The organism is Neisseria zoodegmatis (assembly GCF_900187305.1).
Lineage (GTDB): Bacteria > Pseudomonadota > Gammaproteobacteria > Burkholderiales > Neisseriaceae > Neisseria > Neisseria zoodegmatis.
In genome coordinates this window covers 372,741-398,021 of record NZ_LT906434.1, presented here as the reverse complement: position 1 = coordinate 398,021, position 25,281 = coordinate 372,741, and the positions used below count along the sequence as shown (strand labels likewise).

General features: G+C 52.2%; 22 protein-coding genes and 2 tRNA genes. 5 read left to right on the top strand and 19 right to left on the bottom strand.

Annotation, left to right across the window (positions count from 1 at the left end; genetic code table 11):
- Positions 1-33: 33 nt before the first annotated feature.
- From CKV66_RS01930 to mraZ, 15 genes are all read right to left on the bottom strand, one after another.
- Complete coding sequence (locus CKV66_RS01930; RefSeq protein ID WP_085363941.1) at positions 34-624, bottom strand: L,D-transpeptidase family protein; 591 nt, start codon at positions 622-624, stop codon at positions 34-36.
- A complete protein-coding gene (locus CKV66_RS01925) occupies positions 608-1,063 on the bottom strand; it encodes a hypothetical protein (RefSeq protein WP_085363940.1) in 456 nt (151 codons plus the stop codon). Before CKV66_RS01925 ends, CKV66_RS01930 begins: the two co-directional genes overlap by 17 nt.
- 176 nt (positions 1,064-1,239) lie before the next feature.
- Positions 1,240-2,577 carry a UDP-N-acetylmuramoyl-L-alanine--D-glutamate ligase gene (gene murD, locus CKV66_RS01920; RefSeq protein WP_085363939.1) on the bottom strand — a complete coding sequence of 446 codons (1,338 nt, stop codon included), beginning with the start codon at positions 2,575-2,577 and terminating at the stop codon, positions 1,240-1,242.
- Between the two features lie 149 nt (positions 2,578-2,726).
- Positions 2,727-3,224, bottom strand: a complete 498-nt coding sequence (locus CKV66_RS01915) for a group II truncated hemoglobin (protein ID WP_085363938.1) — start codon at positions 3,222-3,224, stop codon at positions 2,727-2,729.
- Between the two features lie 16 nt (positions 3,225-3,240).
- The gene (gene mraY / locus CKV66_RS01910) at positions 3,241-4,323 is read right to left on the bottom strand and encodes a phospho-N-acetylmuramoyl-pentapeptide-transferase (RefSeq protein WP_085363937.1); all 1,083 of its coding nucleotides are present in this window, start codon (positions 4,321-4,323) and stop codon (positions 3,241-3,243) included.
- A 124-nt stretch (positions 4,324-4,447) separates the two neighbouring features.
- Positions 4,448-5,308, bottom strand: a complete 861-nt coding sequence (locus CKV66_RS01905; RefSeq protein ID WP_085363936.1) for a hypothetical protein — start codon at positions 5,306-5,308, stop codon at positions 4,448-4,450.
- A 56-nt stretch (positions 5,309-5,364) separates the two neighbouring features.
- Positions 5,365-5,556, bottom strand: coding sequence for a hypothetical protein (locus CKV66_RS01900; protein WP_085363935.1), 192 nt, complete (start codon positions 5,554-5,556; stop codon positions 5,365-5,367).
- Positions 5,557-5,578: 22 nt separating this feature from the next.
- A complete protein-coding gene (locus tag CKV66_RS01895) occupies positions 5,579-6,943 on the bottom strand; it encodes a UDP-N-acetylmuramoyl-tripeptide--D-alanyl-D-alanine ligase (protein WP_085363934.1) in 1,365 nt (454 codons plus the stop codon).
- Positions 6,944-7,117: 174 nt separating this feature from the next.
- The gene (locus tag CKV66_RS01890; protein WP_085363933.1) at positions 7,118-8,059 is read right to left on the bottom strand and encodes an Abi family protein; all 942 of its coding nucleotides are present in this window, start codon (positions 8,057-8,059) and stop codon (positions 7,118-7,120) included.
- 69 nt (positions 8,060-8,128) lie between these two features.
- On the bottom strand, positions 8,129-8,647 hold the full coding sequence (locus tag CKV66_RS01885; RefSeq protein ID WP_197697459.1) for a M23 family metallopeptidase: 519 nt from the start codon (positions 8,645-8,647) through the stop codon (positions 8,129-8,131).
- A gap of 89 nt (positions 8,648-8,736) precedes the next feature.
- On the bottom strand, positions 8,737-10,212 hold the full coding sequence (locus CKV66_RS01880; protein WP_085363932.1) for a UDP-N-acetylmuramoyl-L-alanyl-D-glutamate--2,6-diaminopimelate ligase: 1,476 nt from the start codon (positions 10,210-10,212) through the stop codon (positions 8,737-8,739).
- 12 nt (positions 10,213-10,224) lie between these two features.
- The gene (locus tag CKV66_RS01875) at positions 10,225-11,976 is read right to left on the bottom strand and encodes a peptidoglycan D,D-transpeptidase FtsI family protein (protein WP_085363931.1); all 1,752 of its coding nucleotides are present in this window, start codon (positions 11,974-11,976) and stop codon (positions 10,225-10,227) included.
- A 43-nt stretch (positions 11,977-12,019) separates the two neighbouring features.
- Positions 12,020-12,280, bottom strand: coding sequence for a cell division protein FtsL (ftsL, locus tag CKV66_RS01870; RefSeq protein ID WP_085355564.1), 261 nt, complete (start codon positions 12,278-12,280; stop codon positions 12,020-12,022).
- A gap of 36 nt (positions 12,281-12,316) precedes the next feature.
- On the bottom strand, positions 12,317-13,279 hold the full coding sequence (gene rsmH / locus CKV66_RS01865) for a 16S rRNA (cytosine(1402)-N(4))-methyltransferase RsmH (protein WP_095197898.1): 963 nt from the start codon (positions 13,277-13,279) through the stop codon (positions 12,317-12,319).
- 2 nt (positions 13,280-13,281) lie between these two features.
- Positions 13,282-13,737, bottom strand: coding sequence for a division/cell wall cluster transcriptional repressor MraZ (mraZ, locus tag CKV66_RS01860; protein WP_085363929.1), 456 nt, complete (start codon positions 13,735-13,737; stop codon positions 13,282-13,284).
- A 320-nt stretch (positions 13,738-14,057) separates the two neighbouring features.
- On the opposite strand from mraZ, the gene CKV66_RS01855 reads away from it, so the two are divergent.
- From CKV66_RS01855 to CKV66_RS01845, 3 genes are all read left to right on the top strand, one after another.
- The gene (locus tag CKV66_RS01855) at positions 14,058-15,206 is read left to right on the top strand and encodes a class I SAM-dependent methyltransferase (RefSeq protein WP_085363928.1); all 1,149 of its coding nucleotides are present in this window, start codon (positions 14,058-14,060) and stop codon (positions 15,204-15,206) included.
- A gap of 192 nt (positions 15,207-15,398) precedes the next feature.
- Positions 15,399-15,475: transfer RNA gene (locus CKV66_RS01850), tRNA-Met, on the top strand.
- 6 nt (positions 15,476-15,481) lie between these two features.
- Positions 15,482-15,557, top strand: a tRNA-Ala gene (locus tag CKV66_RS01845).
- 138 nt (positions 15,558-15,695) lie between these two features.
- Here CKV66_RS01845 and CKV66_RS01840 read toward each other — a convergent pair.
- Positions 15,696-16,313 carry an RDD family protein gene (locus CKV66_RS01840; protein WP_157739137.1) on the bottom strand — a complete coding sequence of 206 codons (618 nt, stop codon included), beginning with the start codon at positions 16,311-16,313 and terminating at the stop codon, positions 15,696-15,698.
- 238 nt (positions 16,314-16,551) lie between these two features.
- On the opposite strand from CKV66_RS01840, the gene asd reads away from it, so the two are divergent.
- Entirely contained in the window at positions 16,552-17,670 is a 1,119-nt protein-coding gene (asd, locus tag CKV66_RS01835; protein ID WP_085363926.1) for an aspartate-semialdehyde dehydrogenase, read from the top strand.
- A 478-nt stretch (positions 17,671-18,148) separates the two neighbouring features.
- Here asd and carB read toward each other — a convergent pair whose 3' ends face one another.
- The 3 genes from carB to CKV66_RS01820 all read right to left on the bottom strand — a co-directional run bounded on the left by carB (position 18,149) and on the right by CKV66_RS01820 (position 23,393).
- Complete coding sequence (gene carB, locus CKV66_RS01830) at positions 18,149-21,358, bottom strand: carbamoyl-phosphate synthase large subunit (protein ID WP_085363925.1); 3,210 nt, start codon at positions 21,356-21,358, stop codon at positions 18,149-18,151.
- 10 nt (positions 21,359-21,368) lie between these two features.
- On the bottom strand, positions 21,369-21,854 hold the full coding sequence (locus CKV66_RS01825; RefSeq protein WP_085363924.1) for a hypothetical protein: 486 nt from the start codon (positions 21,852-21,854) through the stop codon (positions 21,369-21,371).
- A gap of 696 nt (positions 21,855-22,550) precedes the next feature.
- Positions 22,551-23,393 (bottom strand): PhzF family phenazine biosynthesis protein, encoded by an 843-nt coding sequence (locus tag CKV66_RS01820; RefSeq protein ID WP_085363923.1) that lies wholly within the window; start codon positions 23,391-23,393, stop codon positions 22,551-22,553.
- A gap of 316 nt (positions 23,394-23,709) precedes the next feature.
- Between CKV66_RS01820 and CKV66_RS01815 the strand changes: the two genes are divergently transcribed.
- Positions 23,710-25,029 carry a M16 family metallopeptidase gene (locus CKV66_RS01815; protein ID WP_085363922.1) on the top strand — a complete coding sequence of 440 codons (1,320 nt, stop codon included), beginning with the start codon at positions 23,710-23,712 and terminating at the stop codon, positions 25,027-25,029.
- Positions 25,030-25,281 lie beyond the last annotated feature (252 nt).

Below are 25,281 nucleotides of genomic sequence, written 5' to 3'. Positions count from 1 at the left end.
CATTTCCCCCGCACACCGGCAACGCACCGCCGCTTATGGGCGGATGTCGATGGGCGCATTGTAAACCACGCTGCGGTAGAGTTCGTCCACCTCATCATCGGTAACCGCGATGCAGCCGTTGGTCCAGTCGCGCCGCAAATGGTGTCTGCCTATGGCGCCTTTACCGTTGGGCAGGCCGTGGATTTTAATCAGCCCGCCCGACTCTTTGCCCTGTGAGGCGGCGTAAGCTTTATCGGTGGCATTCGGATAAGAGACGCCCAGATTTTTATGATAGCCGCTGTTCGGATTTCGTTCGTTTATCCGGTAAAGACCTTCGGGCGTTTTGCCGTCGCCTTCAAACTGCTTGTGGCCGACGGGATTAAAACCCAGCGACACCGGATAAATTTTCAGCAACTCTTCCCCGTGATACGCCCACATCTGGCGCTTGGCCTTATAAACCACCAAACGGTCGATCACAGCCGAAGCCGGAAGCGGCTCCGAATTACCCACCTTCGGCTTGGCCTCGGCCTCGCCTTCCAGCACGGCGGGCGGCAGCGGTTTCAGCCAGAATAAAAAGACTGCGGCGATGGCAGCCACAAACAACATTCCTAAACAAAGCAGCGTTTTTTTAATTTTTTGACTCATAATTTGGCATTTCAGTAAATACGAGTGTGTGTTTAGGCAGAAAAGCTGAAAGTACCGCTGCACTTAATAAACCTGCCAGACCCAAAACTATCACTCCATAAGAACCAAAAAAGAGCCGACCAAACACCAGCGACACCAATCCCCCAAACAATGCCATTAATAGGCTGCCTTTTCTGCCACGGTGTAACCGAAACGTATAAACCATAAACCACGTCAACAAAGATGGGATAAAGCCGATAATCCAACCTAATATTAAAATATAGACAACAGAAAAATCGAACCATTCCTTATACGAACCCAGCCCAACTATGCTGATTACCAACATAACACCTATTGCACCTATGGGGCCGCCAAACAAGCACATCGGCCATAGCAAAGGCAGATAATTCAACTTATCCGGCACTATTTCTTGATGATCTTGACGACTTGCCTGCTCCACCCGTTTTCCTTTCTGATTAAACCGCTCGAAACCGAGCCGGGATATTCATTATGGGCAAAGCAAGACAGCTCATCATTAGCGTTCAGATAAGCGGTGCGATTTCGGCGCAGGCAAGCACTTTTCCGTACTGCACGTTTTTTCAGACGGCCTCAAACCATCAGGCCGTCTGAAAAACCTCACAACGCCTCAAACGCCTCCACAAACACCTGCGCCCGATGCGCGTAGCCTTTGAACATATCGAAGCTCGCGCAAGCCGGGCTGAGTAAAACGATGTCGCCGCTGTGCGCCAGCTTGTAGGCCGTCTGAACGGCTTCTTCCAGCGTTGCGCAGTCAATCAAGTCCACGCCGCAATCGGCTAAATCGCGGCGGATCAGCGGCGCGTCCTCACCGATCAGCAGCACGGCGCGGGCTTTGTTGTGCAGCGCGGCACGCAGGGGCGTGAAGTCCTGCCCTTTGCCCTGCCCGCCCGCAATCAACACCAGCGGGCTTTGCAAACCGGCAATGGCGGCGGCGGTGGCACCGACATTGGTGCCTTTGCTGTCGTCGATAAACGTGATGCCGTTTTTCTCGCCGATTTTTTCCACGCGGTGCGGCAGGCCTTTAAAGGTTTGAATGTGTTGCAGCAATTCGGTTCGCGGCAGGCCGACGGCTTCGCACAAAGCCAAAGCCGCCAACACGTTTGCCGCGTTGTGCAAGCCTTGCAGGGGAATGGCGGCGGTGTCCAGCAAATCGTTTGCACCGGCTTTCAGACGGCCTGTCTGAACGTCCGCCCAATAATCGGCCTGCCCTTCCAATGAAAACCATTTGATGTCGCGGTTCGGGCGTTTCATGGCGCGGCACATCGCGTCGTCGGCATTGAGCACCTGTACGCCGCTGCCGCGGAAGATTTTGTCTTTGGCATGGGCGTAGTCGAGCAGGTCGTCGTAGCGGTCGAGATGATCTTCGGAAATATTCAGCACCACCGCAGCATCAGCGGCAAGATGGTCGGTATTTTCAAGCTGGAAGCTGGATAACTCGAGCACCCACACGTCCGCCGCTTTGCCGCCGCGCTGCATATAGGCTTCCAACACGGGCGTGCCGATATTGCCCGCCACCACGGTGTCCAGCCCGCATTTTTCGCACAGATAACCGACCAAACTGGTAACGGTGGTTTTGCCGTTGCTACCGGTGATGGCGATGATTTTGTCGCTTTTGCCTTTCAACTCGTGCGCCAAAATTTCCACGTCGCCCAACACCACGCCGCCGCTTTGCTTGAATGCCTCGACTTCAGGCGTGCGCTCGCTGATGCCGGGGCTGAGGGCGAGGATATCAAAGCCGTGTACCAAAGCATCTTTCAGACGGCCTGTATAGCAGCTTAAGCCGTTAAACCGCTGCTTCAATTCCACCTCGCGTTCGGGTTTCAGACAGACATCATAAGCCGCCACCCGTGCGCCCTGCCGCTGCAAAAACGCAATCATCGAAACACCCGTGCCGCCCAAGCCGGCCACTAGGATTTTTTTGTTTTGCCAGTTCATTTTGTTACTCTGAATATGTCCGTCATACTCGGGCTTGACCCGAATATCTTGTTATCTGCAAGGCCGTCTGAAATACCTCTCCCTGATATTTGGGAGATACTCGGGTCAAGCCCGAGTATGACGCGCTATTTTTATATCGATCAATTTTTTCAGACGGCCTCAAAAAACCCTGCTACCCCAAATACCTTCAACACCGCCACCAACTCCGCCAGCCTATCTTCAGGATTCCCCGCCATCGGCGGCATGGGCGGGGCGTATTCCGGTTCGTTTTGATTGCGCATCCAGTCGGCCAACACAAACAGGCGCAGCAACAGAGGTTCCGCCCATTCGGGTTTGACCGACAATTCCTGCAAGGCTTGGGCGAAACAAGCGATCCATTGGTTGCGCGTGTTCATGCTTACGGCAAAAGGAAAATGCCGCTGGCGCAAGCGCGGATGGCCGTGCGCCTGCTCGTACAGCGGCGGGCCGCCTAGCCAGCCGCTTAAAAATTGGAACAGACGTTCGCGGGCATAATCCAGCGTTTCGCCGTGTTGTTCGCGCAGTTCGGCGTATTGCGGCTCCAAGTCCATCAAATCATAGAAGCGGTCGGTCAGTTCCTGCACGCCCGCTTCGCCGCCCAATAAGTTGTAGAGGGTTTGTTGTGTCATATCTTTTCAGACGGCCTCAACGCACTTTCAGCGTGCTCAAACCGATCAGCACCAGCACGATGGTAATGATCCAAAAGCGCACCACGACCTGCGTTTCTTTCCAGCCTTTTTGCTCGTAATGGTGGTGAATCGGCGCCATCAGGAAAATGCGTTTTTTCGTGCGTTTGTACCAGCTCACTTGCAGCATCACCGAAATGGCTTCCACCACAAACAAGCCGCCCATAATCACCAGCACGAACTCTTGGCGGATAATCACCGCCACGGTGCCGAGTGCCGCGCCCAAAGCCAGCGCGCCCACGTCGCCCATAAACACTTGCGCGGGGTAGGCGTTGAACCACAAAAAGCCCAAACATGCGCCACACATGGCCGCGCAGAAAATCACCACTTCATTCGCGCCCGCCACATACGGCTGCTGCAAATAGGCGGCAAATTCGGAGTGGCCGCTGGCGTAGGCAAAAACCGCCAAACCGCCCGCCACCAGCACCACGGGGAAAGCGGCCAAGCCGTCCAAGCCGTCGGTAAGGTTCACGGCGTTGGACGTGCCGACGATGGTGAGATAAGCCAACACCACAAAGCCGAACACGCCCAGCGGCAAGGCGACTTGTTTGAAGAAAGGCACAATCAGAATATTGTTGGCCGAGTTCTGCGCCACATAAAACAGCAGCAAACCTGCGGCCAATGCTACGCCCGACTGCCACACCATTTTGAACCGCGCCGACACGCCGTTCGGGTCTTTATAAACCACCTTGCGCCAATCGTCGTAAAAACCCAGCGCGCCGGTAGCCAGCAGCACCAGCAGCAGAATCCAAATATAGATGTTGCCGAGATTGCCCCACAGCAGGGTAGATACGGTAATCGCGGTGAGAATCAGCGAGCCGCCCATCGTAGGCGTGCCGGTTTTAATCAGATGGGTTTGCGGCCCGTCGTGGCGCACGGCTTGGCCGACTTTCAACTCGGTAAGCTTGCGGATCGTCCACGGGCCGAGCAATAGCGAGAATGCCAATGCGGTTAATGCCGCCATCACGGCGCGGAATGTGGTGTATTGAAAAACGTTCAGCGCGGAAATCCAGTCGCTGAAATGGGCTAACCATAGAAACATGGGGTTTACTTCCTTTTTTGTTTGTTGTCGTGTTTTTGTATTGCTTAGGCCGTCTGAAAATGAATCGCCGAAACATTTCCAATGTGTGTGTATTTAGCGTTAGAAATCATCAGCAACGCCAAATCTATAAAGATACCTGTTGCCAGCAATTACTTTTTACCGTTTCGGTTATACCTTGCTTTTTGTGCTGCTTCTCAAGAATATCACGTGCCCTTTTATTGTAAGGAGGAGCCTTCTGTATTTGGGCAATCAGTGCCGTAGTAGCGCTTTTTGGGTAAGCCCGGCTAAATTGCCGCCAAGCATTTTTGACCTCTTTCGTCAGTTTTTGCCCCGCATCATCGTGGGTGATGCCGGTGTTATCCGCTCCCACTAAAAATGCTTCCTGATAAATCAGATGGGCACAACGGGCTGACCGTTTTTCAGGGCCGGTAGGGTATTTAGTTAAATAATTTTCCCAATCAGCCGTTCGTTTGCCAAGTTGCGACCACGGAATAGCAATTGCGGCATCATTAAACACCAGCTCTTTATCATGCTCGGCAAGCAATTCAATGTAATCGCGGTAAACAGGGCTGACTTTTTTGCTAAAACGCTCTTTGTAATATTTCGGAATCGTGCGGATGTCTGCCAAGCCTTCACCCACATCCCAATATTCCAAATCATACTTCGCTAAACGTTTTTGACGGGCAACGATGGCGGCAGTAGGTTTATATTCATGTATTTTTTCATTATAAATAAAATACTTATCAAGATAGTTCATCAATACATCATGTTCCGATTCCGATAACCTGCCGATAAAGTTCTCCATATTTTTCCGATGGCTGACATACAGCTTGTCTGCCTGCCCGGTTGAAGCATGCTTTATGGCAGCAGCAACACGTTGCTGTTCCGCGCCGATCTGTTGTAATAATTTTTCGGGCAATGGCGCGGAGGCTGCAAAAGCATTCAGCGCCAACAGCAAGCTGCCCAAAAACCATAAACGCATCATTTTATAATCCTTAAAAATAAATAGTGACAAACACTTATTTCAGACGGCATGTACATTTACCTATCGCCATACCTTTCTTTATAGGTATCGCTGTCAATCACACAAATCGGCGCATTGCCCGGATTTCTGCCGCCGCCCATATCCAAACACAGATCTTCATAGAGATAGGCCTGAAAATGCATACCGGCAACAAACGCAACAATCAGCGCCACCGATAATAAAGCAATTTTCACATAACGGTTCATCATAAAATCCCTTTCAGACAGGCATTCAAAAATTTGTTGCCAACAACGCCTCAACCACTTCTTCCATCTTCATAAAGCGCGAGCCTTTTACCAGCACATTCGCCTCTTGCGGCAAATCGTGTGCCAGCACTTGAATCAGCGGGTCTTTGTCGGCGAACCACAGGCCGTTGCCGCCGAAGGTTTCCGCTGCGTGTGCGCTGTCGTTGCCGACAAAATAGGCCGCTTCGATGCCTTTGTTGCGTGCGTATGCGCCCACTTCGGCGTGCATGGCGGCAGTTTCGTCTTCACCGAGTTCGCCCATATCGCCCATCACAAACACGCGCGGGGCGGGGAGTTGGGCGAGTACGTCGATGGCGGCTTTCATGCTGTCGGGGTTGGCGTTGTAGGTATCGTCGAGCACGGTTGCGCCTTTGATGCCTTTTTTGATATTCAGACGGCCTTTGATGTTGGCAAAACCGGCGAGGCCGTCTGAAATTTCTTGCAGGTTCAGTCCGGCTGCTTGGGCGAGTGCGGCGGCGGCCACGGCGTTGTGGACGTTGTGTTTGCCGGGCACGGGCAGTTTGACGGCGGCGCGCTGGTTGCCGCACACCAAATCAAATTCGCAGGAAAGCGGTTTCAACACGATATTTTCCGCATGGATACCGCCCTCTTCCGCACCGAAAGTTTGGCATTTCAAGCCTTGTGTTGCGGCTTGGAAAACAGCGGCATTTGGGTCTTGACAGGGAATCAGGGCGAGGCCGTCTGAATCCAGCCCTTGATAAATCTCGCTTTTGGCTTTGGCAATATCGCCCACGCCGTCGAAACCGCAGCCGACATGGGCGCGCAGGGCGTTGTTGACGAGCGCGACATCGGGCTTGGCAATGCGGGTAAGCTCGGCCAATTCGCCGAAGTGGTTCATGCCCATTTCAATCACGGCATAGCGGTGTGCGGGCGTGAGCTTGAGCAGGGTGAGCGGCAGGCCGATATGGTTGTTGAAATTGCCCGCCGTCGCCAGCACGGCCTCTTCGCCGAAACGGTGGCGCAACACGGCGGCCAGCATTTCTTTAACGGTGGTTTTGCCGGACGAACCGGTGATGCCGAATACAAACGGGTTGATATTTTCCCGCCACGCGCGCGCCAAATCTTGCAGGGATTTGAGCGTATCGGCCACTTTCAACGCACCCGGCAGCACGGCGCAATCTTCGCGCGACACCACGGCCGCAGCCGCGCCTTTTGCCAATACGTCTGCCGCAAAATCATGCGCGTCGAAGCGTTCGCCCGCCAGTGCGAAAAAGACATCGCCGCTTTGAATATCGCGGCTGTCGGTAACGATGCGTTTGACGGTTTGGTTGTCAGACGGCATCGGGAGGTTGAGAGTTTGGCAGATGAAGTTTAGGTCTAAGGGTTTCATGTTGGTTTTAAAGTTATCTTTTCGGTAAAGAATTGCATCTTGAGTCATGTTTTATTTTTCAAACAAACTTATTTTTAAACTTCGCTTTAAACTATTTCGGTTGATTTCACCGTTATTTCAGCGTAAGATTCACTACGAAATGGCTGCTACCTCTGCTTCTGCATGTAGTGGCCTTTATTTTTTCCACAAATCCCATTCCCGATAATTTTCCGGCAATCCGAATGCAGTCAAGCTGATATTTGCCGCCCCTTCGGGAAATTCACACAGCACCTCATCAAACCTATCTGCCCATTTGGAGTTCGGACACAATATTTTCATCATCTGCTGCATGATGCAGAAATAGAAAAACGGACGGTAATTGTCGAGTTTTTTCCAATATTCATCTGCAGAAATCGGAGCCGCCTGTTGAACAATACGGATATTCCACAAGCGGTCATGATGAGCGGCGATATTGCGTATTTCATTCAAACTGCGCAACCACTTCGCAAATACGCCGCCATGTAATGCACCATATTTATGAGCAATGATATTTTGCTCTTGTTGTTTCATCCCCTCGTATAAACGAGACATCGCACCAAAGTCCCACAACCCGCACACTGCCCAAATTGGCAAATGCCCATATTTATGCAAATTATGAACGACACAAGATGTTTTTCTTTGTCGGGCTTTTCTAACCAGCTCTTCCAACCGCTCATACCATTTCTGATACTTGGTCTTACCATTATTAGCCTGAATTGTTTTAGCAAATTTACCGTCGAAACACTCCGGTTTTTCATGAGCCAGCGGGTCTTTTTTACCCAAGATATGCACAATATCCACCCGCACAGCCATTTCGATCCGTTCCAAAGCATCCAATGCCAATAAACGCAGTTTTTTATCAAACAGGTATAGCGATAAAACATTCTCAAAATGACTATCGGGCTGAAAAGTATCCAACAAAATTTGCTCTTGACTATCCCATTGACGGAAAACATGAAAATAGCCGCTCAACCGGTAATACCCGATGAGGCGTAAATATCTTTCCGTCCGTTCTTCATCATCAATAACCAGTCCTCTTGTTTTTAATAATTCGACCTGCTCAGAAAAATCCAACCACGGTTTTATCGGTTCGTACATATTTTCAGACGGCCTTCCGTTATATTATTCTAATATTTATTTCAAATACTTAAATTTATCCAATTCAGATTATCTACTCTGATCAATCAACGGATAAGGATTCACCGCACCGCTTGGCAAATAAACGCCGTAATGCAGATGCGGGCGGGTGTTTTTGGCATTGCCGGTTTTACCGACATAGCCGATAACTTCGCCTGCTTTCACGCGGCGGTAGAGTTTGCGGCTGACGAATTTGTCCAAATGGGCGTAGTAATGCCACGCGCCCGGGCCTTGTATGCCGATCACTTTGCCGCCCAAACGGTTTTTGCCGAGTTTGGTCACGATGCCTGCGGTGGTGCTGCGTACCGGCGTGCCCGTTTTGGCGAAAATATCCACACCTTCGTGTTTGCGGCCGCCGCTACGCGGTGCATGCCAACTGTCGTCGAAAGAATGGCCTTTCACGGGGTTGATCAGGCTTTGCTCGGTGGGCGCGGGCATGGCTCTGAGTGCGGCTAATTCTTGGGTGGGGCGTGCGGTGTGTTTTGTTTGGCAACCCCATAGAAAGATTAAGCCGATAACGCACAATATCTTGCCTGTATATTTCAACATCACGTGGTTAACATCCTTTCTTGCCATTCAGACGGCCTGCTAGCTAGGAAGAGGCCGTCTGAAAGCAAACTTTGTGAGCTTTTCCAAAACTATCTTCCCGCCAAAGCCTTTTGCGCTTCGTCGAAATCGGAAAAATAGTGTTTCTGACCCTGCACGTCCTGATAGGTTTCGTGGCCTTTGCCGGCAATCAGGATGATGTCGTTGGCGGCGGCGTGTTTAACCGCGTATTCGATGGCCGTGCGGCGGTCTGTTTCGACGTGTTCGGGTTGGGGCACGGCGGGGAGGATGTCGTTGATGATGTCGGCCGGCTCTTCCATGCGCGGGTTGTCGCTGGTTACGACGACTTTATCTGCACCGGCCACGGCTGCCGCGCCCATCAGCGGGCGTTTGCCTTTGTCGCGGTTGCCGCCGCAGCCGAACACGCACCACAGGTTTGCGCCTTGCGGTTTGATTTCCTGTAAGGTGGCAAGCGCTTTTTCGAGGGCATCGGGGGTGTGGGCGTAATCGACGACAACCAACGGTTTGCCGGTGTTCATGATGCAGTCCATACGGCCGGTGGCGGGGCAGATTTGGGCAAGCACGCGCAATACTTCGGCCAACGGGTAGCCTGCCGAACACAATACGCCGACGCATGAGGCGAGATTTTGGGCGTTGAAGCGACCAAGCAGGCGAGTTTTGACTTCGCCGCTGCCCCACGGGGTGTCGAGCTGCACGGTCATGCCGTCTGAAGAGGCGGTAAATCGGGTGATGCGGATGTCGGCCTGTTCTGCAAAGCCGTAGCCGTACACGTTTAATTCGGGGCGTTCTGTTTTCAGACGGCCTGCTAATGATGCGCCGAACGGGTCGTCCACATTAATCACAGCGTGTTGCAAACCTTGCCAGTAAAACAGGCGGGATTTGATTTCGCCGTAGGATTCCATGCTGCCGTGGTAGTCGAGATGGTCGCGGGTGAGGTTGGTGAACACGGCCGTCTGAAAAGGCACGCCGTTAACGCGGAATTGGTCGAGGCCGTGGCTGGAGACTTCCATCGCTACGGCTTTTGCGCCTTGTTGTTTGAACTGATACAGCAGGGTTTGCACGGATACGGGGTCGGGCGTGGTGTGGGTGGCTTCCTGCAATTCGCCCCAAAAGCCGTTGCCGACGGTGCCGATGATGGCGCATTTTTCATCCAGCAAATCCGCTGCTTGCGCCAGCCATTGGGTAACGGAGGTTTTGCCGTTGGTACCGGTTACGCCCCAAACTTTGAGGCCGTCTGAAAGATTGCCGTACACTTGGGCGGCTACGATTCCGGCGCGGGTTTTCAGGTTTTTGATGCCTTGATTGGGCACGTTCCATTCGGGATTCCACTCGAATTTGCCGTCGTCGTCCCAAAAAACAAAAGCCGCGCCGTTGGTGATGGCTGCGGGAATATAGGTGCGTCCGTCGGTATATTCGCCTTGGCACGCGATGAATATGTCGCCGGGTTTGATTTTTCGGCTGTCTGAATGCAACAAACGCCCTGCTGCGTTTTCACACAGCAAGGGCGGTAAGTCGGTTTCAGCTAAAGGAACTAAGTCGCTGAACATATTGTTTACTCTTTAATTTTTGGAGGCCGTCTGAACGGGTACATCTTTTAAGGGTTTGGTAGGTGATACGCCGAGAATATTCAGGCTGCCGCTCATAATGCCTTTGAACACGGGGCCGGCCACCACGCCGCCGTAGTAACCGTTGGCCGTCGGTTCGTCCACCGTTACCGCCACAATCACACGCGGTTTGTCGGCAGGGGCGAAGCCGATAAAGGTGGCAACGTGTTTGTCGCTGGCATAACGGCCGTTAACCAGTTTGCGTGCCGTACCGGTTTTCGCGCCGACATCAAAGCCGTCCACCGCACCCATAGTGCCAGTGCCGCCTTTTTCGGTAACGGAAACCATGATGTTACGCACCGCACGGGCGGTTTCGGGTTTGATAACCTGCACGCCTTTGGGCGGAGCCACTTGTTTTTCAAAGCTCACCGGCAGCAGTTCGCCGTCGTTGGTCAGAACAGTGTAGGCACGCGCCAGTTGCAGCAGGCTCAACTGCAAACCGTAGCCGAATGACATGGTAGCCTGCTCAATCGGTTTCCAGTTTTGCCACTTGCGCAACAAGCCCGGGGTTTCGCCGGGGAAGCCCGAATGCATGCGCTGGCCTACGCCCAAGCTCTGATAAAACGTGTACATTTCTTCAGGCTTGAACATGGCCGACAGCTTACTGGTGCCGACGTTGGAAGATTTCTGCATCACGCCGCGCACGTCCAATGAAGGATACACATGGGTGTCGCGCACAGTGGCAGGGCCGATTTTGTAAGGATGGGTGTTGAGAAGGGTGTTCACATTCACCTTGCCGGCATCCAAGGCTTTGGCTATCGGGAAAGGTTTCATGGTCGAACCCGGCTCGATCATATCGGTAACGGCGCGGTTGCGGCGCTGCTCGCTGCCCGCTTCGCCCGGATTGTTCGGGTCGTAGGCGGGGCTGTTCACCAATGCCAAAATCTCACCGGTTTGCGCGTCCAGCACAATGGCGCTGCCCGCTTTGGCACGGTGGTGGTTAACGGCTTTGTTCAGCTCGTCGTAGGCCAGCGTTTGGATGCGTTGGTCGAGCGACATCACCATATCGTGGCCGTTTTGCGGATCGCGGTTGCGCGGAGAATCGAGGCTGTCGACGATATTGCCTTTATTGTCGCGCAGCACCACTTTGGCACCGTTTTTGCCGTGCAAATCGTCTTCGCGCGCCAGCTCCAAACCTTCTTGGCCTTTGCCGTCGATATTGGTAAAGCCGATCACATGGGCAAAAAGGTTGCCCATCGGGTAATGGCGTTTGGATTCTTTTTGGAACGCCAAACCTTTAATGCCCAAAGCGGCCACTTTATCGGCGGTTTCTTTGCTCAATTGGCGTTTCAGATAAATAAAGTCTTTGTCTTTCTTCGCCAAACGCGCTTCGATGGTTTCAACCGGCACGCCGATTAAGGCGGAAAGTTTGGCCAATTGCTCGCCGGTCGGTTGGATATCCATGCCGGAAGGTACGGCATACAGCGATTCGGTGGGTGCGCTCAAAGCCAACGTTGCACCGTTGCGATCGGTAATCGTGCCGCGCGACGCAGGCAGGGTGATGGTACGCACGAAACGTTGGTCGCCCTGATTTTTCAGAAATTCATGTTGGGTGGTTTGCAGATACACGCCTCTGCCCACCAATGCCGCGAAAGCCAATGCCAATCCGCCCAGCACAAAAGCAATCCGCCCGTTGGTAGAAACGGGGTTCTTGGCCTTCGGCTGCTTAGACAGCATCTGCGGCTTATATTCGTTTTTGATTAACATAGCAACTTCTCTTTTTTATTTCAGCAACTTGCCGTGCTGTTATTTACTTCATTTCAATCATGCGGGTGTCTGCTGCGCTCGGAGGCTGTAATTTTTGTTTTTGGGCTGCTTCTTTAATCAATTTATGATTCGACAACTTGGCCTGCTCGAGCTTCAAACGCGCATAATCCTGTTCAAGCTGGATTTCATGCTTTTGCGCTTTATCCAGCGAAATGTAGTATTGGCGCGACTGGTCTTGCACGGTAACCACCGCCAAACCCGACAACAATGCCAACACCAGCAAAATCACATTCAATTTATTCATATTTTTTCAGACGGCCTTCCGACTGCATCTGCCTTTTCAGACGGCCTGTTGTACTTCAAACTTGCCGCTTGTGCGCTCGGCCACACGCAATACGGCCGAACGTGCGCGCGGATTGGCGGCGGTTTCTTCTTTGCTTGGCTTAACCGCCTTGCCCACCGCTTTCAAAGGCGGCTGCGGCAAATCGGCTTCTTTCACCGCCGCCCAACGCGGCAGCTGCGGAGGCTGCGAATACTGCTTGACAAACTGCTTCACAATGCGGTCTTCCAGCGAATGAAACGCAATCACAGCCAGCCTGCCGCCCTCTTTCAGACGGCCTGTAACCTGCGGCAAAACTTCTTTTACTTCTTCAAGCTCACGGTTGATGAAAATCCGAACGGCTTGGAACGTCCGGGTCGCCGGATCTTGACCGCGCTCACGAGTACGGACGTTTTGCGCCACGAGCTGCGCCAGCTTGCGGGTTGTATCGATGGGTGCCGTTTCGCGTTGCGAAACAATGGCGCGCGCAATTTGGCGACTAAACCGCTCTTCACCATAATTCTTAATTACCTCGTGCAATTCCTGTTCGTCGGCTGCGGCAATCCATTCCGCTGCCGACATCCCTCTCGTGGGATCCATACGCATATCCAGCGGCGCATCGAAGCGGAAACTGAATCCGCGCTCCGCTTCGTCTATCTGCGGCGACGAAATGCCCAAGTCAAACAATGCACCGTCGATTTCGGCAATGCCCAGTTCGTCTAAGGCCGTCTGAAAAGTAGCGAAACCGTTGTGCACCACGCTCACGCGTTTGTCTTGCACCGCCAATTCGTTTGCCACCGCAATGGCCTGCGGATCTTTGTCGAAAACCACCAAGCGGCCTTCTTCGCCCAACTTCGACAAAATCAGGCGGGAATGCCCTCCCCTGCCGAATGTGCCGTCCACATAAATACCGTTCGGGCGGATATTCAAAGCATCAACCGCTTCATGCAGCAGCACGGTTACATGCTGTAAAGGTTCACAAATACTCACAGCTGTAAATCCGTTTGGCTTAATTGGAAGGCCAGCTCGTCGGGGTCAATATCCAAAGCCTGATTCATCTCGGCCTCCCAATGTTCGCGACCCCACAGCTCCAAGCGGTTGGCGCGGCCGACCAATGTTACTTCTTTATCGAAATCCACACGGCGGCGCAAATTGGTAGGCAACAGCACGCGGCCGGCGGTATCCAGTTCCAACGTATCGGCATTGTGCAGCAGCAGATTTTGGTAGCGCTGCAAAGTCGGATTGCCCGCCACCTTCAACGACAACAACTGCTCCGCAACCTTGCCCCATTCCGGCTCGGGATAAATCAGCAGGCGGCTGCGCGAATCCAGCGTTGCCACCACGGCCGGTGTGTAATGGCGCAGCAAAAGCTCGCGGAACTTGGCAGGAATCGCCAACCGCCCTTTGCTGTCTATGCTCAACTCGTGAACGCCACCAAACACTTTATCCCACTCCGTCAATAAAATCGGGCAAATCAGACACTTTGACACACATTGCCCCACATGCCCACACTATATGAAATTTTGCAGATACGGTCAAATCGGCTTTTCCGAAAAAATAACCTTTCAGACAAACACTTACCCCTAAAAAAAGTGGCCCGCAGACCGTTTGAAAAAGATATATAAGTGCATAAAACACTACATATAGTGTAGTTCGATTTCATAAACTACTACATTTAGTAAAAACACCACGCAAAACACGCTATTTCTATACGCGCTATAATATGCCCGCTTACGTTTAAAATTTACACTATCTAACATTCATGAACCTGCAATTGCCCGCCCCCTCCGCAACAGCCGCAGCCTCCTCCCAGGCCCTGCAAAATCTGATTGCCGAAGAAATCCGCCAAAACGGTAACTTCATTCCGTTCTCCCGTTTTATGGAACGGGCTCTTTATGCCCCGCACTACGGCTATTACACCGGCGGCGCACACAAAATCGGCGCGGCAGGCGACTTCATTACCGCTCCGACCTTGTCTCTGCTATTCGGCCAAACCTTAGCCCGCCAAATCGCCGCCCTATTGCCGCAAACCGCAGGCAACATCTACGAATTCGGCGCAGGCACGGGCGAGTTGGCTGCCACGCTGCTGCAACAGCTTTCAGACGGCCTTAGCAACTACTACATTATTGAAATATCGAATGAATTAGCCGAACGGCAAAAACAGCATATTCTGAAAAAAGCCCCCCATGCTGTCGAAAAAGTTATCCACCTTACCGAACTTCCCGATACCTTCGACGGCATCATCATCGGCAACGAAGTGCTGGATGCCATGCCTTGCGAAATCATTAAACATGAACACGGCGGCTTTTGGCAGATAGGCGTGTCTTTAGAAAACCAATCGTTTATCCAAACCGCCCGCCCTCTGGTGCAAGAAGAACTGCTCAAAGCCGCCGCGGAATACTTCCCCGCGTCCGAGCCGTACACCAGTGAATTGCACCCCGCCCAACACGCCTTTATCCGCACCCTTGCCGAAAAACTCGTGCGCGGCGCCATGATTTTTGTCGATTATGGTTTCGATGCCGCCCAGTATTACCACCCGCAACGGCACATGGGCACGTTCATCGGCCACTACCGCCACCACACCGTACACGACCCGTTTTTCCACATCGGCCTCACCGACCTGACCGCCCATGTGAACTTTACCGATATCGCTTTGGCAGGCACCGATGCCGGACTGGACTTAATCGGCTACACCACCCAAGCCAATTTTCTGCTCAACCTCGGCATTACCGAAATGCTGGCACAAACCGCCGCGCCCGATTCCGCCGACTATATCCGCGAAACCGCCGCCGTACACAAACTGGTCGGCCAGCATGAAATGGGCGAATTGTTTAAAGTCATCGCCTTCGGGCGCGGCATTGATGTTGACTGGCAAGCCTTTATGTTTGGCGACATCTGTCACAAATTGTGAATACAAAGCGCATACGAGGCCGTCTGAAAAAAGCATGGCAAACAAGCGGCATGTGGTTTTCAGACGGCCCCCATGTTGTTCACACACAATAAATTGATATTTTTTCCTATAAAAATCAAACAAAAACAAAAGAAATACCGCAAATCGGTTGCCTGACCGAAAAAAAACCGTATAATCACGCTTTCACGAAACGGCGAATTAGCTCAGTCGGTTAGAGCAGAGGAATCATAATCCTTGTGTCCGGGGTTCGAGTCCCTGATTCGCCACCAAATTTCGGGGGTATAGCTCAGTTGGTAGAGCGCTTGCATGGCATGCAAGAGGTCAGCGGTTCGATCCCGCTTACCTCCACCACAGAACAAAAAAGACTTGGTTTTTACACCAAGTCTTTTTTATTTGCCGTTTCATTTTCCAGCTCAAATCCACCGTTCAGACAGAACAAATTTCGGGCTAAACGCTCCGGTTCAACCCGAAAATGTCTGCGTGTCGTTTTTATCGTTCCGGCACACGCACCACCACAGTATTGGCAAAATAATCCTGCAAGGTACGGCGGTTTTTCTTAGGCTCAAACATCATGGCTAAACAAACCAGCCACACGATAAACGACAGCGAGTTCGCAATATAATCGGCCACCAAACTGTCCCGCCCCGCTACAAACGCCAGCAAATAAGCCGCAACCGTTGACGCCAGACCCAGCACGATATTAAAGCCGACTTCGCGCACCATCACCGCATACCAAAAGCCGGGATTAGTGCCGTCAGTTTTCAACAAGCGGATTTTCATGATTCTTTTACCGATAGACTGGCCGTGCTTGCTCATCATCCAGCACTGCACAACCGTATAAACCAACAGTACCAACAGGCCGAAGGCGATTCCTATACCTCCCCACTCCACCGTCGCCAGGGCATTTTCCATTTCCTGCTCGCTCATGTCTGCACTGAGCAACGGCATCAACGGCCACAACACAGCAAAGAAAAGCGGCATATAAACCAAAATGGTCAATAAGGTGTTCAAAAGATAAGCAACAATGCGGCTTCCCGCCGAAGCGATTTCCACGTCAACCACTTCCTCGGAAGGCTGATGCACATTGCTGGGATCGTTTTTATTCATATAGAAATGCTCCGTTAAACAGTCAAAAACAAACAAAAAACAGAGAGCCGATAAACTTAACCCGGACATTAGCAATAACAATAAACGCCTCAACAGGCTAAGTTTATGCACTCCGGCTGCATTTTTAACACATTACCACAAAAAAGCCTTTACTTTTATTGCCCTCGGCGTTAAAACGCTACTTTGATAATGTTAACGATTTTGTAAACAATTTTTTTCTTTTGCTAAGGAGCACAGAATGAAAGTAGGATTCGTCGGCTGGCGCGGCATGGTCGGTTCGGTGTTGATGCAGCGCATGCAGGAAGAAAACGATTTCTCACACATCCCCGAAGCCGTATTTTTCACCACCTCCAACGTAGGCGGTGCCGCCCCCGATTTCGGCCAAGCAGCCAAAACCCTTTTGGATGCCAACGATATTAACGAACTGGCCAAAATGGATATCATCGTTACCTGTCAGGGTGGCGATTACACCAAAGCCGTATTCAAACCTTTGCGCGACAGCGGCTGGAACGGCTACTGGATTGATGCAGCCTCTACCCTGCGCATGGAAGACGATGCCGTCATCATTCTCGACCCCGTTAACCGCAACGTTATCGACGAAGCCCTGCAAAAAGGCGTGAAAAACTACGTCGGCGGCAACTGCACCGTATCACTGATGCTGATGGCGCTGGGCGGCTTGTTCCAAAACGGTTTGGTCGAATGGGCCACCAGCATGACTTACCAAGCCGCATCGGGCGCGGGCGCAAAAAACATGCGCGAACTGATTGAAGGCATGGGCGCCATCCACAACGAAGTCAAAGCCGAAGTGGCCGACCCCGCCGGTGCAATTCTCGATATCGACCGCAAAGTATCCGATTTTCTGCGCAGCGACAGCTACCCCAAAGCCAACTTCGGCGTACCGCTCGCCGGCAGCCTGATTCCGTGGATTGATGCCGATTTAGGCAACGGCCAATCGAAAGAAGAATGGAAAGGCGGCGTGGAAACCAACAAAATTCTCGGCCGCAGCAGCAACCCCATCGTTATCGACGGCCTGTGCGTGCGCGTAGGCGCGATGCGCTGCCACAGCCAAGCCATTACATTGAAGCTCACCAAAGACCTGCCGTTGGAAGAAATCGAAAAACTGCTGGCCGAAGCGAACGATTGGGTAAAAGTAATCCCCAACCAAAAAGAAGCCAGCATGACCGAGCTGACCCCCGCCAAAGTAACCGGCACATTAAGCGTACCCGTAGGCCGCATCCGCAAACTGGGCATGGGCGGCGAATACATCAGCGCGTTCACCGTAGGCGATCAGCTGTTATGGGGCGCCGCCGAACCGCTGCGCCGTATGCTGCGGATTGTTTTGGGCAATCTGGATTAATTCTGCTTTGAAACACTAAGCAGTTTGCACAAAAGCAATATTGAGGCCGTCTGAAACCATTTTTCAGACGGCCTCAATACATTCAAAGGCAGGCATCACAAGGTAATGGTCAGTCATGCCTCATCTATTACTATTACCTTGAAGCCAACATTTGTCTTTTCTACACAAGCTGAGAACTTTGCGCAATTCAGGTAAAGCATTAAAACACCTGAGACCGTCTGAAAGTGAGCTTCGCTAAAACCCGCTTAGCGGGTTTCGCCAAAGCAAGCCTAATCACCTTAGGTTAAAACAAGCCGCACCTTTCTCTAAAACATCTTCCGCCCAACAAACAACCTCCGTAGGGACGTTATATATTTCCCCCTACCGTCTATCCTTGCCCAATCCTTTTCAGCATCAACACCGATTTCAAACATGCTTAAGGCCGTCTGAAAACATAAAAATCGTTTCCAGACGGCCTTTATCTTACTGTGTTAACAGTTTATTTCTTCAACCTTCCGTGCAATTCCTGCACGCTGTACACACCGAGGGCATTCATGCTTTTCACGCCTTCGCTCATGGCTTCGCCGCCGGCCACGGTGGTGTATTGCGGCACGCGCTGGGTGAGCGAAGTGCGGCGGATGCTGTGGCTGTCGGCCACAGATTGCACGTCGCTGCCTACGGTGTTGACCACTAAGGCGATTTCGCCGTTTTTAATCGCATCCACAATATGCGGGCGGCCTTCCGGCACTTTGTTCACCACTTGCACGGTTACGCCTTGCTCTTGCAGATAAGCGGCGGTGCCGCGGGTGGCGCATACGCCATAGCCCAGAGCTTGGAAGTTTTTGGCGGTTTTCATGATTAACGGTTTGTCTTCGTCGCGCACGGCGATAAACACTTTTCCGGTGGCAGGCATACGTTCGCCCGCGCCGAGTTGGGCTTTCAGGTAGGCTTCGCCGAAGGTTGCGCCCACGCCCATTACTTCGCCGGTGGAGCGCATTTCGGGGCCGAGAATGGTATCCACACCGGGGAATTTGATGAACGGGAACACGGCTTCTTTCACGGCATAGAAATCCGGAACCACTTCTTTTTCAATGCCTTGCTCTTTCAGGCTGATGCCTGCCATCGCGCGCGCGCCCACTTTGGCCAGCGGCACGGAAGTGGCTTTGGAAACAAACGGCACGGTACGCGAAGCACGCGGGTTCACTTCCAGCACGAACACCACGCCGTCTTGCACGGCAAATTGCACGTTCATCAGGCCGACCACGTTCAGCGCATAAGCCATCGCTTTGGTTTGGCGGCGGATTTCGTCTTGAATCTCTTCGGAAAGCGAGTATGGCGGCAGCGAGCAGCCCGAATCGCCCGAGTGGATACCGGCCTGCTCAACGTGCTGCATGATGCCGCCGATCACCACATCTTTGCCGTCTGAAACGCAATCTACGTCTACTTCGATGGCATTGTTCAAGAAGAAATCGAGCAGCACGGGGCTGTCTTCGGAAACCTGCACGGCTTCGCGCATGTATTTCTGCAACTGTTCGGCAGAATGCACCACCTGCATGGCGCGGCCGCCCAACACATAAGACGGGCGCACCACCAGCGGATAGCCGATTTCTTCGGCCAGCACCAACGCTTCTTCTTCGTTGCGCGCGGTGCGGTTGGGCGGTTGGCGCAAACCCAGATCGTTCAACACTTTTTGGAAGCGTTCGCGGTCTTCGGCGGCGTCAATCGAATCGGCAGACGTGCCGATGATGTTCACGCCGTTTTCCACCAAAGCATTGGCCAGTTTCAGCGGGGTTTGGCCGCCGTAATGCACAATCACGCCCCACGGGTTTTCGGTGCGCACGATTTCCAACACATCTTCCAACGTGAGCGGCTCGAAGTAGAGGCGGTCGGAAGTGTCGAAGTCTGTGGACACGGTTTCGGGGTTGCAGTTCACCATAATGGTTTCAAAACCCGATTCGCGCAGCGCCAGCGCGGCGTGTACGCAGCAATAGTCGAACTCGATACCTTGGCCGATGCGGTTGGGGCCGCCGCCGAGAATCATCACTTTTTTGTTTTCAGACGGCCTCGCTTCGCATTCTTCTTCGTAAGTGGAATAGAGGTAAGCCGTGTCGGATTGGAATTCCGCCGCGCAAGTATCCACGCGCTTGTACACGGGGTGCAGCTTCAGGCCGTAGCGGTGTTCGCGCACTTCTTTTTCGCTCACGTTTAACAATTGTGCCAAACGCTTGTCGGAAAAACCTTTGCGTTTCAAGCGGCGCAGCGTGGCAAAATCCAAATCGTTCAGACGGCCGTCTGAAACCTTTTGCTCTTCTTGAACCAAATCTTCAATCTGCGCCAAGAACCACGGATCAATCGCGCAGATTTCGTGGATTTCTTCCTTGCTGAAACCGGCGCGGAACGCATCGGCCACATACAGAATGCGCTCGGGGCCGGGGTTGGCCAGCTCGCGGCGGATCACGTTTTTATCGTCGCTGCGCGGATTAAAGCCGCACAAACCGGTTTCCAAACCGCGCAGGGCTTTCTGCATCGACTCCTGAATCGTGCGGCCCATCGCCATCACTTCGCCCACCGATTTCATTTGCGTGGTCAAGCGGTCGTCGGCAGCCGGGAATTTCTCAAACGCAAAACGCGGGATTTTGGTAACCACATAGTCAATCGAAGGCTCGAAAGACGCGGGCGTGCGGCCGCCGGTGATGTCGTTGCGCAGTTCGTCCAACGTGAAGCCCACCGCCAGTTTCGCCGCCACTTTCGCAATCGGAAAGCCCGTGGCTTTGGAAGCCAGCGCCGAAGAACGGCTCACGCGCGGATTCATCTCAATCACAATCATCTCGCCGTTTTCAGGGTTGATGGCAAACTGAACGTTCGAGCCGCCCGTGTCCACGCCGATTTCGCGCAGCACTGCCAACGAAGCATTGCGCATGATTTGGTATTCTTTGTCGGTAAGCGTTTGCGCGGGGGCAACCGTAATCGAGTCGCCGGTATGCACGCCCATCGGGTCGAAGTTTTCAATCGAACAGATGATGATGCAGTTGTCGTTTTTATCGCGCACCACCTCCATTTCATACTCTTTCCAGCCCAGCACCGATTGCTCGATCAGCAACTCATGCGTGGGCGAGGCATCGAAACCGCGTTCGCAAATCGCCAAAAACTCGTCTTTATTGTAGGCAATGCCGCCACCCGAACCGCCCATGGTAAACGACGGACGGATCAGCGTAGGAAAGCCCACTTGTTCTTGCGCCGCCAGCGCTTCGTTCATGGTGTGGCACACAAAAGATTTCGGGCAAGAGAGGCCGATTTTTTCCATCGCCTCTTTAAAACGGCCGCGGTCTTCCGCTTTATCGATCGCGTCCTCCGTTGCGCCGATCAACTCGACGTTATATTTCGCCAGCACACCGTTGCGCGCCAAATCCAGCGCACAGTTCAGCGCCGTTTGGCCGCCCATGGTCGGCAGCACCGCATCGGGGCGCTCTTTGGCGATAATTTTTTCCACCGTCTGCCACATAATCGGCTCGATATAGGTAACATCGGCCATTTCGGGGTCTGTCATAATCGTGGCAGGGTTGGAATTGACGAGAATGACTTTATAGCCTTCCTCGCGCAAAGCCTTACACGCTTGCGCGCCGGAATAGTCGAACTCGCAGGCTTGGCCGATCACAATGGGGCCGGCGCCGATGATTAGAATGGATTTTAGGTCGGTACGTTTGGGCATTTGAAATCCTTTAAAATAGTCTCTTTAGATTATTGAGTGTACTTTGAGTGGCAGTATCATTAAATAAGAATATGATATAAATAACTAAAATGAATAAAAAATAAATTGCAAATGATAAGCCTTTTGAATTTTTTAGTTTATCTTTCATTAACCAAACTACGCTTCCAATGATTACTGATAAACATCCTAATACCCAGTGAAAATATGGCACCTCTTTATGGTAAATAAATATAGATATTAAAGACACAATTATCCATATTACTCCTAATATCCCTATTATTGAACCAATTACCATCACAAAGCATGTTGCACTCTTTTGCATTGACTTCCTAATACAAGAATTATCATCACTACTAAGATGATTTAAAATCAAACCAATCAAAGTAATTACAACAATGATGGAATCGAAAAAAGCTTTATCAATAGAAATTAAAAACGATAACCCCATTAATGCTGCAATTAATAAGCATAAGATTATCAATAAAATATTTATCATTTTATCTTCCTATTTCTAGCAAGCTGTAGGCGGGATACCCGTATCCGACAAACCATTTAAGGCCGTCTGAACTATTTTCCTTACATCACTATTCTGTCGGATTCAAGAATCCGGCCTACATCTGAATGAACAATTAAAAGAACCAACCTTAAACATGGCCATATAGTGCCGGTAAGCAAGCGTAGGTCGGATACTCGTATCCGACAAACCATTTAAGGCCATCTGAACCATTTTTCCTTGCAGTGCATTGTCCTAATTGTCGGATTCAAGAATCCGACCTACATTAGGGCAATCTTAAGTACGCGTTTTTTATTTGTACCGCAAACCTCGACAACCGCGTGCGTGCCGTTGGCACACACCCTACTGATTGTTGGTTAAGGCCGTCTGAAAAATTGTTCAGATATGAGATGTTGGATATATGAATACTAAAAGACCGCCATCACAAATTTTAGGCTTTAGTTCCCGAGCCTCAGCTTCCACACACAAGGCTTTCATGCAATACAAGCAACCCATCTGATGCAGCCGTAGGTCGGATACTCGTATCCGACAAACCCTTTAAGGCTGTCTGAACTATTTTTCCTTACGGCACATTTTCCCATTCTGTCGGATTCAAGAATCCGACCTACATCTGAATGAACAATTAAAAGAACCAACCTTAAGCATGGCAAATATAGTGCCGGTCAAATATTCTACAGATTAACGCGGCAGCTTGAATACGCCGCGTCCGACTTCCACCACGCGCCCGCCTACATAAATATTTTCAGATTCGTCCACGCGCAAACTGAGGCGGTTGGGGCGGCCGGTTTGGTCGCCTTGCCGAACGCTGCGACTAAGCGGAAAGGTGCCGCGCGAAAGGTAGTAGGCTCCGAGATTGGCACAAGCGGAACCGGTGCCGCTGTCTTCTAAAATGGTATCGTTTTGTGCGTAAAACATCCGCGCCTGAACGGTGTCGCCTTGTTCGTGCCACAGGTAAATCATGGTGCGCCCCGAATCTGCGCGGCAAACGGCATTGAGTTTGGCGTAGTCGATGCGGGCGTTTTGCAGCGCGGCGGCGGTATAAACTTGCAGCAAAAGCTGCGGCGAACCGCTATCCAGCCAGTAAGCGTGTTCGGCGATTTGCGCCTCGCAAATGCCTGCTGCTTCGGCCAATTCGACACGGGAAGCGCTTGAAGGGCGGCAGGTGTAGCTGCTGATTTTCAGGGTCATCGTGTTGTTTGAGCCGCTTAGGTAAACAGGCTTGGCGCGGGTGTTGAGTACAAAGTTTTCAGGCAGGCCTTGCTGTTGCTGCAACACGGATGCGCTGCCGAGTATGGGATGGCCGGCCAGCGGCAATTCGTGTGCGGGTGTGAAAATCCGCAGATCGGCGGCAGCGGATTCCGAAGGAAAAGCAAACGCGGTTTCACTTAAATTAAATTGGCGGGCAATCTGCTGCATGGTCTCGTCGTCCAGCCCTTCGGCTTGGGGAAAGACAGCCAGAGGGTTGCCGCCGAAGTGGGTTTCGGCAAACACGTTGACCAAAACAAATTCATATTCGCGCATGGCTGTTCCTTAATTTAAACTGTTCAGCAAGTGTAGCAATTTTATACGCCTGAAAAACCAACCGGCCTGCTTTCCCGAAATGTTTGCTTGCATTGATTTTACAAAAAGGCCGTCTGAAATTCAGACAGCCTTAAGTTCTGTGTATGTTTTTCTGCCTGCGTATTTTCCGGCCAAGCGCGATTATACAGTATTTGCGGCGGCTGATGGCGAGCTTGGCTGCATCGGGCTGCCTGAAAGTTTATTTTCAGACGGCCTGCTTGTTTAAAGCAAGGGCAGGGGCTATTATTTCGGGCGATATTTATTTTGAGGACGATTCATGTTACGCCGTATTGTTTTGCTGGCCGCGCTGGCCACCACCACCCCCGCATGGGCGCAAACGCTTTCCCGCACGCTGCCCAACGGCCTGAAAGTGATTGTAAAGGAAGACCGCCGCGCGCCGGTGGCGGTGTCGCAGCTTTGGTATAAAGTGGGCAGTATCGACGAAAAGGAAGGCAAAACCGGCCTGAGCCATGCGCTGGAACACATGATGTTTAAAGGCACGCCCGCCGTGCCTTCGGGCGAATTCAGCCGCCGCGTGTCGGCTTTGGGCGGGCAGAACAATGCCTACACCAACCGCTACGAAACCGTGTATTACGAAAACGTGGCCGCCGCCAATCTGCCCGAAGTGCTGAAAATGGAAGCCGACCGTATGGCAAACCTGAATTTCAGCGATAAAGAATTTATCAACGAAATGAACGTGATACGCGAAGAACGCCGCCAGCGCACCGACGACAGCCCGTTCGGAAAACTATGGGAACATGTGTTTCTCAACAGCTATCGAACTCCCGCCCTGCGCGCGCCGGTAATCGGCTACATGAACGACCTGCACACGCTCAAAGCCGACGATTTGCGCCAATGGTACAAACAATGGTATGCGCCGAACAACGCCACGCTGGTGATTGTGGGCGACGTGAACGCCAAGCAGACTTTGAAAACGGCGGAAAACCTGTTCGGCAACATCCCCGCCAAAACCCTGCCGCCGCGCAACCGCATCAATGAAACCGCCGAACGCGCGCCCGTTTCGGCCGAAACCACTTCCGCCGTTACCCGCCAGCCTGTTATCGCGCTTTCTTACCGCGTGCCCAAACTGGAAAAAACCACCGACAAGCTGCCTTATGCCTTAGACGTGTTGTCGGATATTCTCGGCGGCAACTCGTCGAGCCGCTTGGATAAAAACCTCGTGCGCGGCAAACAGCTCGCCTTGGATATCGGCGTCAACTACGATATGTTCAGCCGTAACATGGCGCTGTTCAGCATCGTCGCCATGCCTGCCGAAGGAACAGACGACAAAGCCCTGCTCGAATCCATCCGCAGCGAAATCAAAAACATTGCCGACAACGGCATCAGCCAAAGCGAACTGGAGAGGGTACACCGCCTGAGCGCCGCTTCAGAAATCTACGCCAAAGATTCCATGACTTCCCAAGCATCGCTGTTGGGCCAGTTGGAAACACGCGGTTTCAAATATAGCGACGAAGCCGAAATCCGCCGCCGTTTGCAAAAAGTAAGCGCCGCCGATGTACAGGCCGCCGCCAAACTGCTCACGCCCCAACGCTCCAGCGTGGTGGTTGTGCGCCCCGAAGTGGCAGCTGCTAAGTAGTTAAGCGGAGGTAAAGCAACCGTAACGCTTTGAGGTGTCTGCAAAGTGCGGCCATTCCTTCTGCCGTTACCGTTTTTCTTTCCCGCCGGTAGGAGATTGAATGTTGGTAACGTCAGTTAAGGAATGGAATCATTCCCGCCTCCTTTATAGCCGTTACGACCTGCTTTCCGGTTATGGGCATCACAGCCACAACGCTCCGGCGGGTTTCAGACGGCCTCCCGCTTCCTGTCTTCGCTTCAAGCGCCTTCCCCA

What these genes read in the sequence shown, in the direction of transcription:
- mraY (WP_085363937.1), bottom strand. Translation starts at nt 4,323, where the DNA reads ATGTTTCTATGGTTAGCCCATTTCAGCGACTGGATTTCCGCGCTGAAC.
- ftsL (WP_085355564.1), bottom strand. Translation starts at nt 12,280, where the DNA reads ATGAATAAATTGAATGTGATTTTGCTGGTGTTGGCATTGTTGTCGGGT.
- CKV66_RS01895 (WP_085363934.1), bottom strand. Translation starts at nt 6,943, where the DNA reads ATGAAACCCTTAGACCTAAACTTCATCTGCCAAACTCTCAACCTCCCG.
- CKV66_RS01890 (WP_085363933.1), bottom strand. Translation starts at nt 8,059, where the DNA reads ATGTACGAACCGATAAAACCGTGGTTGGATTTTTCTGAGCAGGTCGAA.
- CKV66_RS01885 (WP_197697459.1), bottom strand. Translation starts at nt 8,647, where the DNA reads ATGTTGAAATATACAGGCAAGATATTGTGCGTTATCGGCTTAATCTTT.
- CKV66_RS01825 (WP_085363924.1), bottom strand. Translation starts at nt 21,854, where the DNA reads ATGATAAATATTTTATTGATAATCTTATGCTTATTAATTGCAGCATTA.
- asd (WP_085363926.1), top strand. Translation starts at nt 16,552, where the DNA reads ATGAAAGTAGGATTCGTCGGCTGGCGCGGCATGGTCGGTTCGGTGTTG.
- CKV66_RS01930 (WP_085363941.1), bottom strand. Translation starts at nt 624, where the DNA reads ATGAGTCAAAAAATTAAAAAAACGCTGCTTTGTTTAGGAATGTTGTTT.
- CKV66_RS01840 (WP_157739137.1), bottom strand. Translation starts at nt 16,313, where the DNA reads ATGAATAAAAACGATCCCAGCAATGTGCATCAGCCTTCCGAGGAAGTG.
- CKV66_RS01905 (WP_085363936.1), bottom strand. Translation starts at nt 5,308, where the DNA reads ATGATGCGTTTATGGTTTTTGGGCAGCTTGCTGTTGGCGCTGAATGCT.
- carB (WP_085363925.1), bottom strand. Translation starts at nt 21,358, where the DNA reads ATGCCCAAACGTACCGACCTAAAATCCATTCTAATCATCGGCGCCGGC.
- CKV66_RS01855 (WP_085363928.1), top strand. Translation starts at nt 14,058, where the DNA reads ATGAACCTGCAATTGCCCGCCCCCTCCGCAACAGCCGCAGCCTCCTCC.
- CKV66_RS01820 (WP_085363923.1), bottom strand. Translation starts at nt 23,393, where the DNA reads ATGCGCGAATATGAATTTGTTTTGGTCAACGTGTTTGCCGAAACCCAC.
- CKV66_RS01915 (WP_085363938.1), bottom strand. Translation starts at nt 3,224, where the DNA reads ATGACACAACAAACCCTCTACAACTTATTGGGCGGCGAAGCGGGCGTG.
- CKV66_RS01875 (WP_085363931.1), bottom strand. Translation starts at nt 11,976, where the DNA reads ATGTTAATCAAAAACGAATATAAGCCGCAGATGCTGTCTAAGCAGCCG.
- murD (WP_085363939.1), bottom strand. Translation starts at nt 2,577, where the DNA reads ATGAACTGGCAAAACAAAAAAATCCTAGTGGCCGGCTTGGGCGGCACG.
- CKV66_RS01880 (WP_085363932.1), bottom strand. Translation starts at nt 10,212, where the DNA reads ATGTTCAGCGACTTAGTTCCTTTAGCTGAAACCGACTTACCGCCCTTG.
- CKV66_RS01900 (WP_085363935.1), bottom strand. Translation starts at nt 5,556, where the DNA reads ATGATGAACCGTTATGTGAAAATTGCTTTATTATCGGTGGCGCTGATT.
- CKV66_RS01815 (WP_085363922.1), top strand. Translation starts at nt 23,710, where the DNA reads ATGTTACGCCGTATTGTTTTGCTGGCCGCGCTGGCCACCACCACCCCC.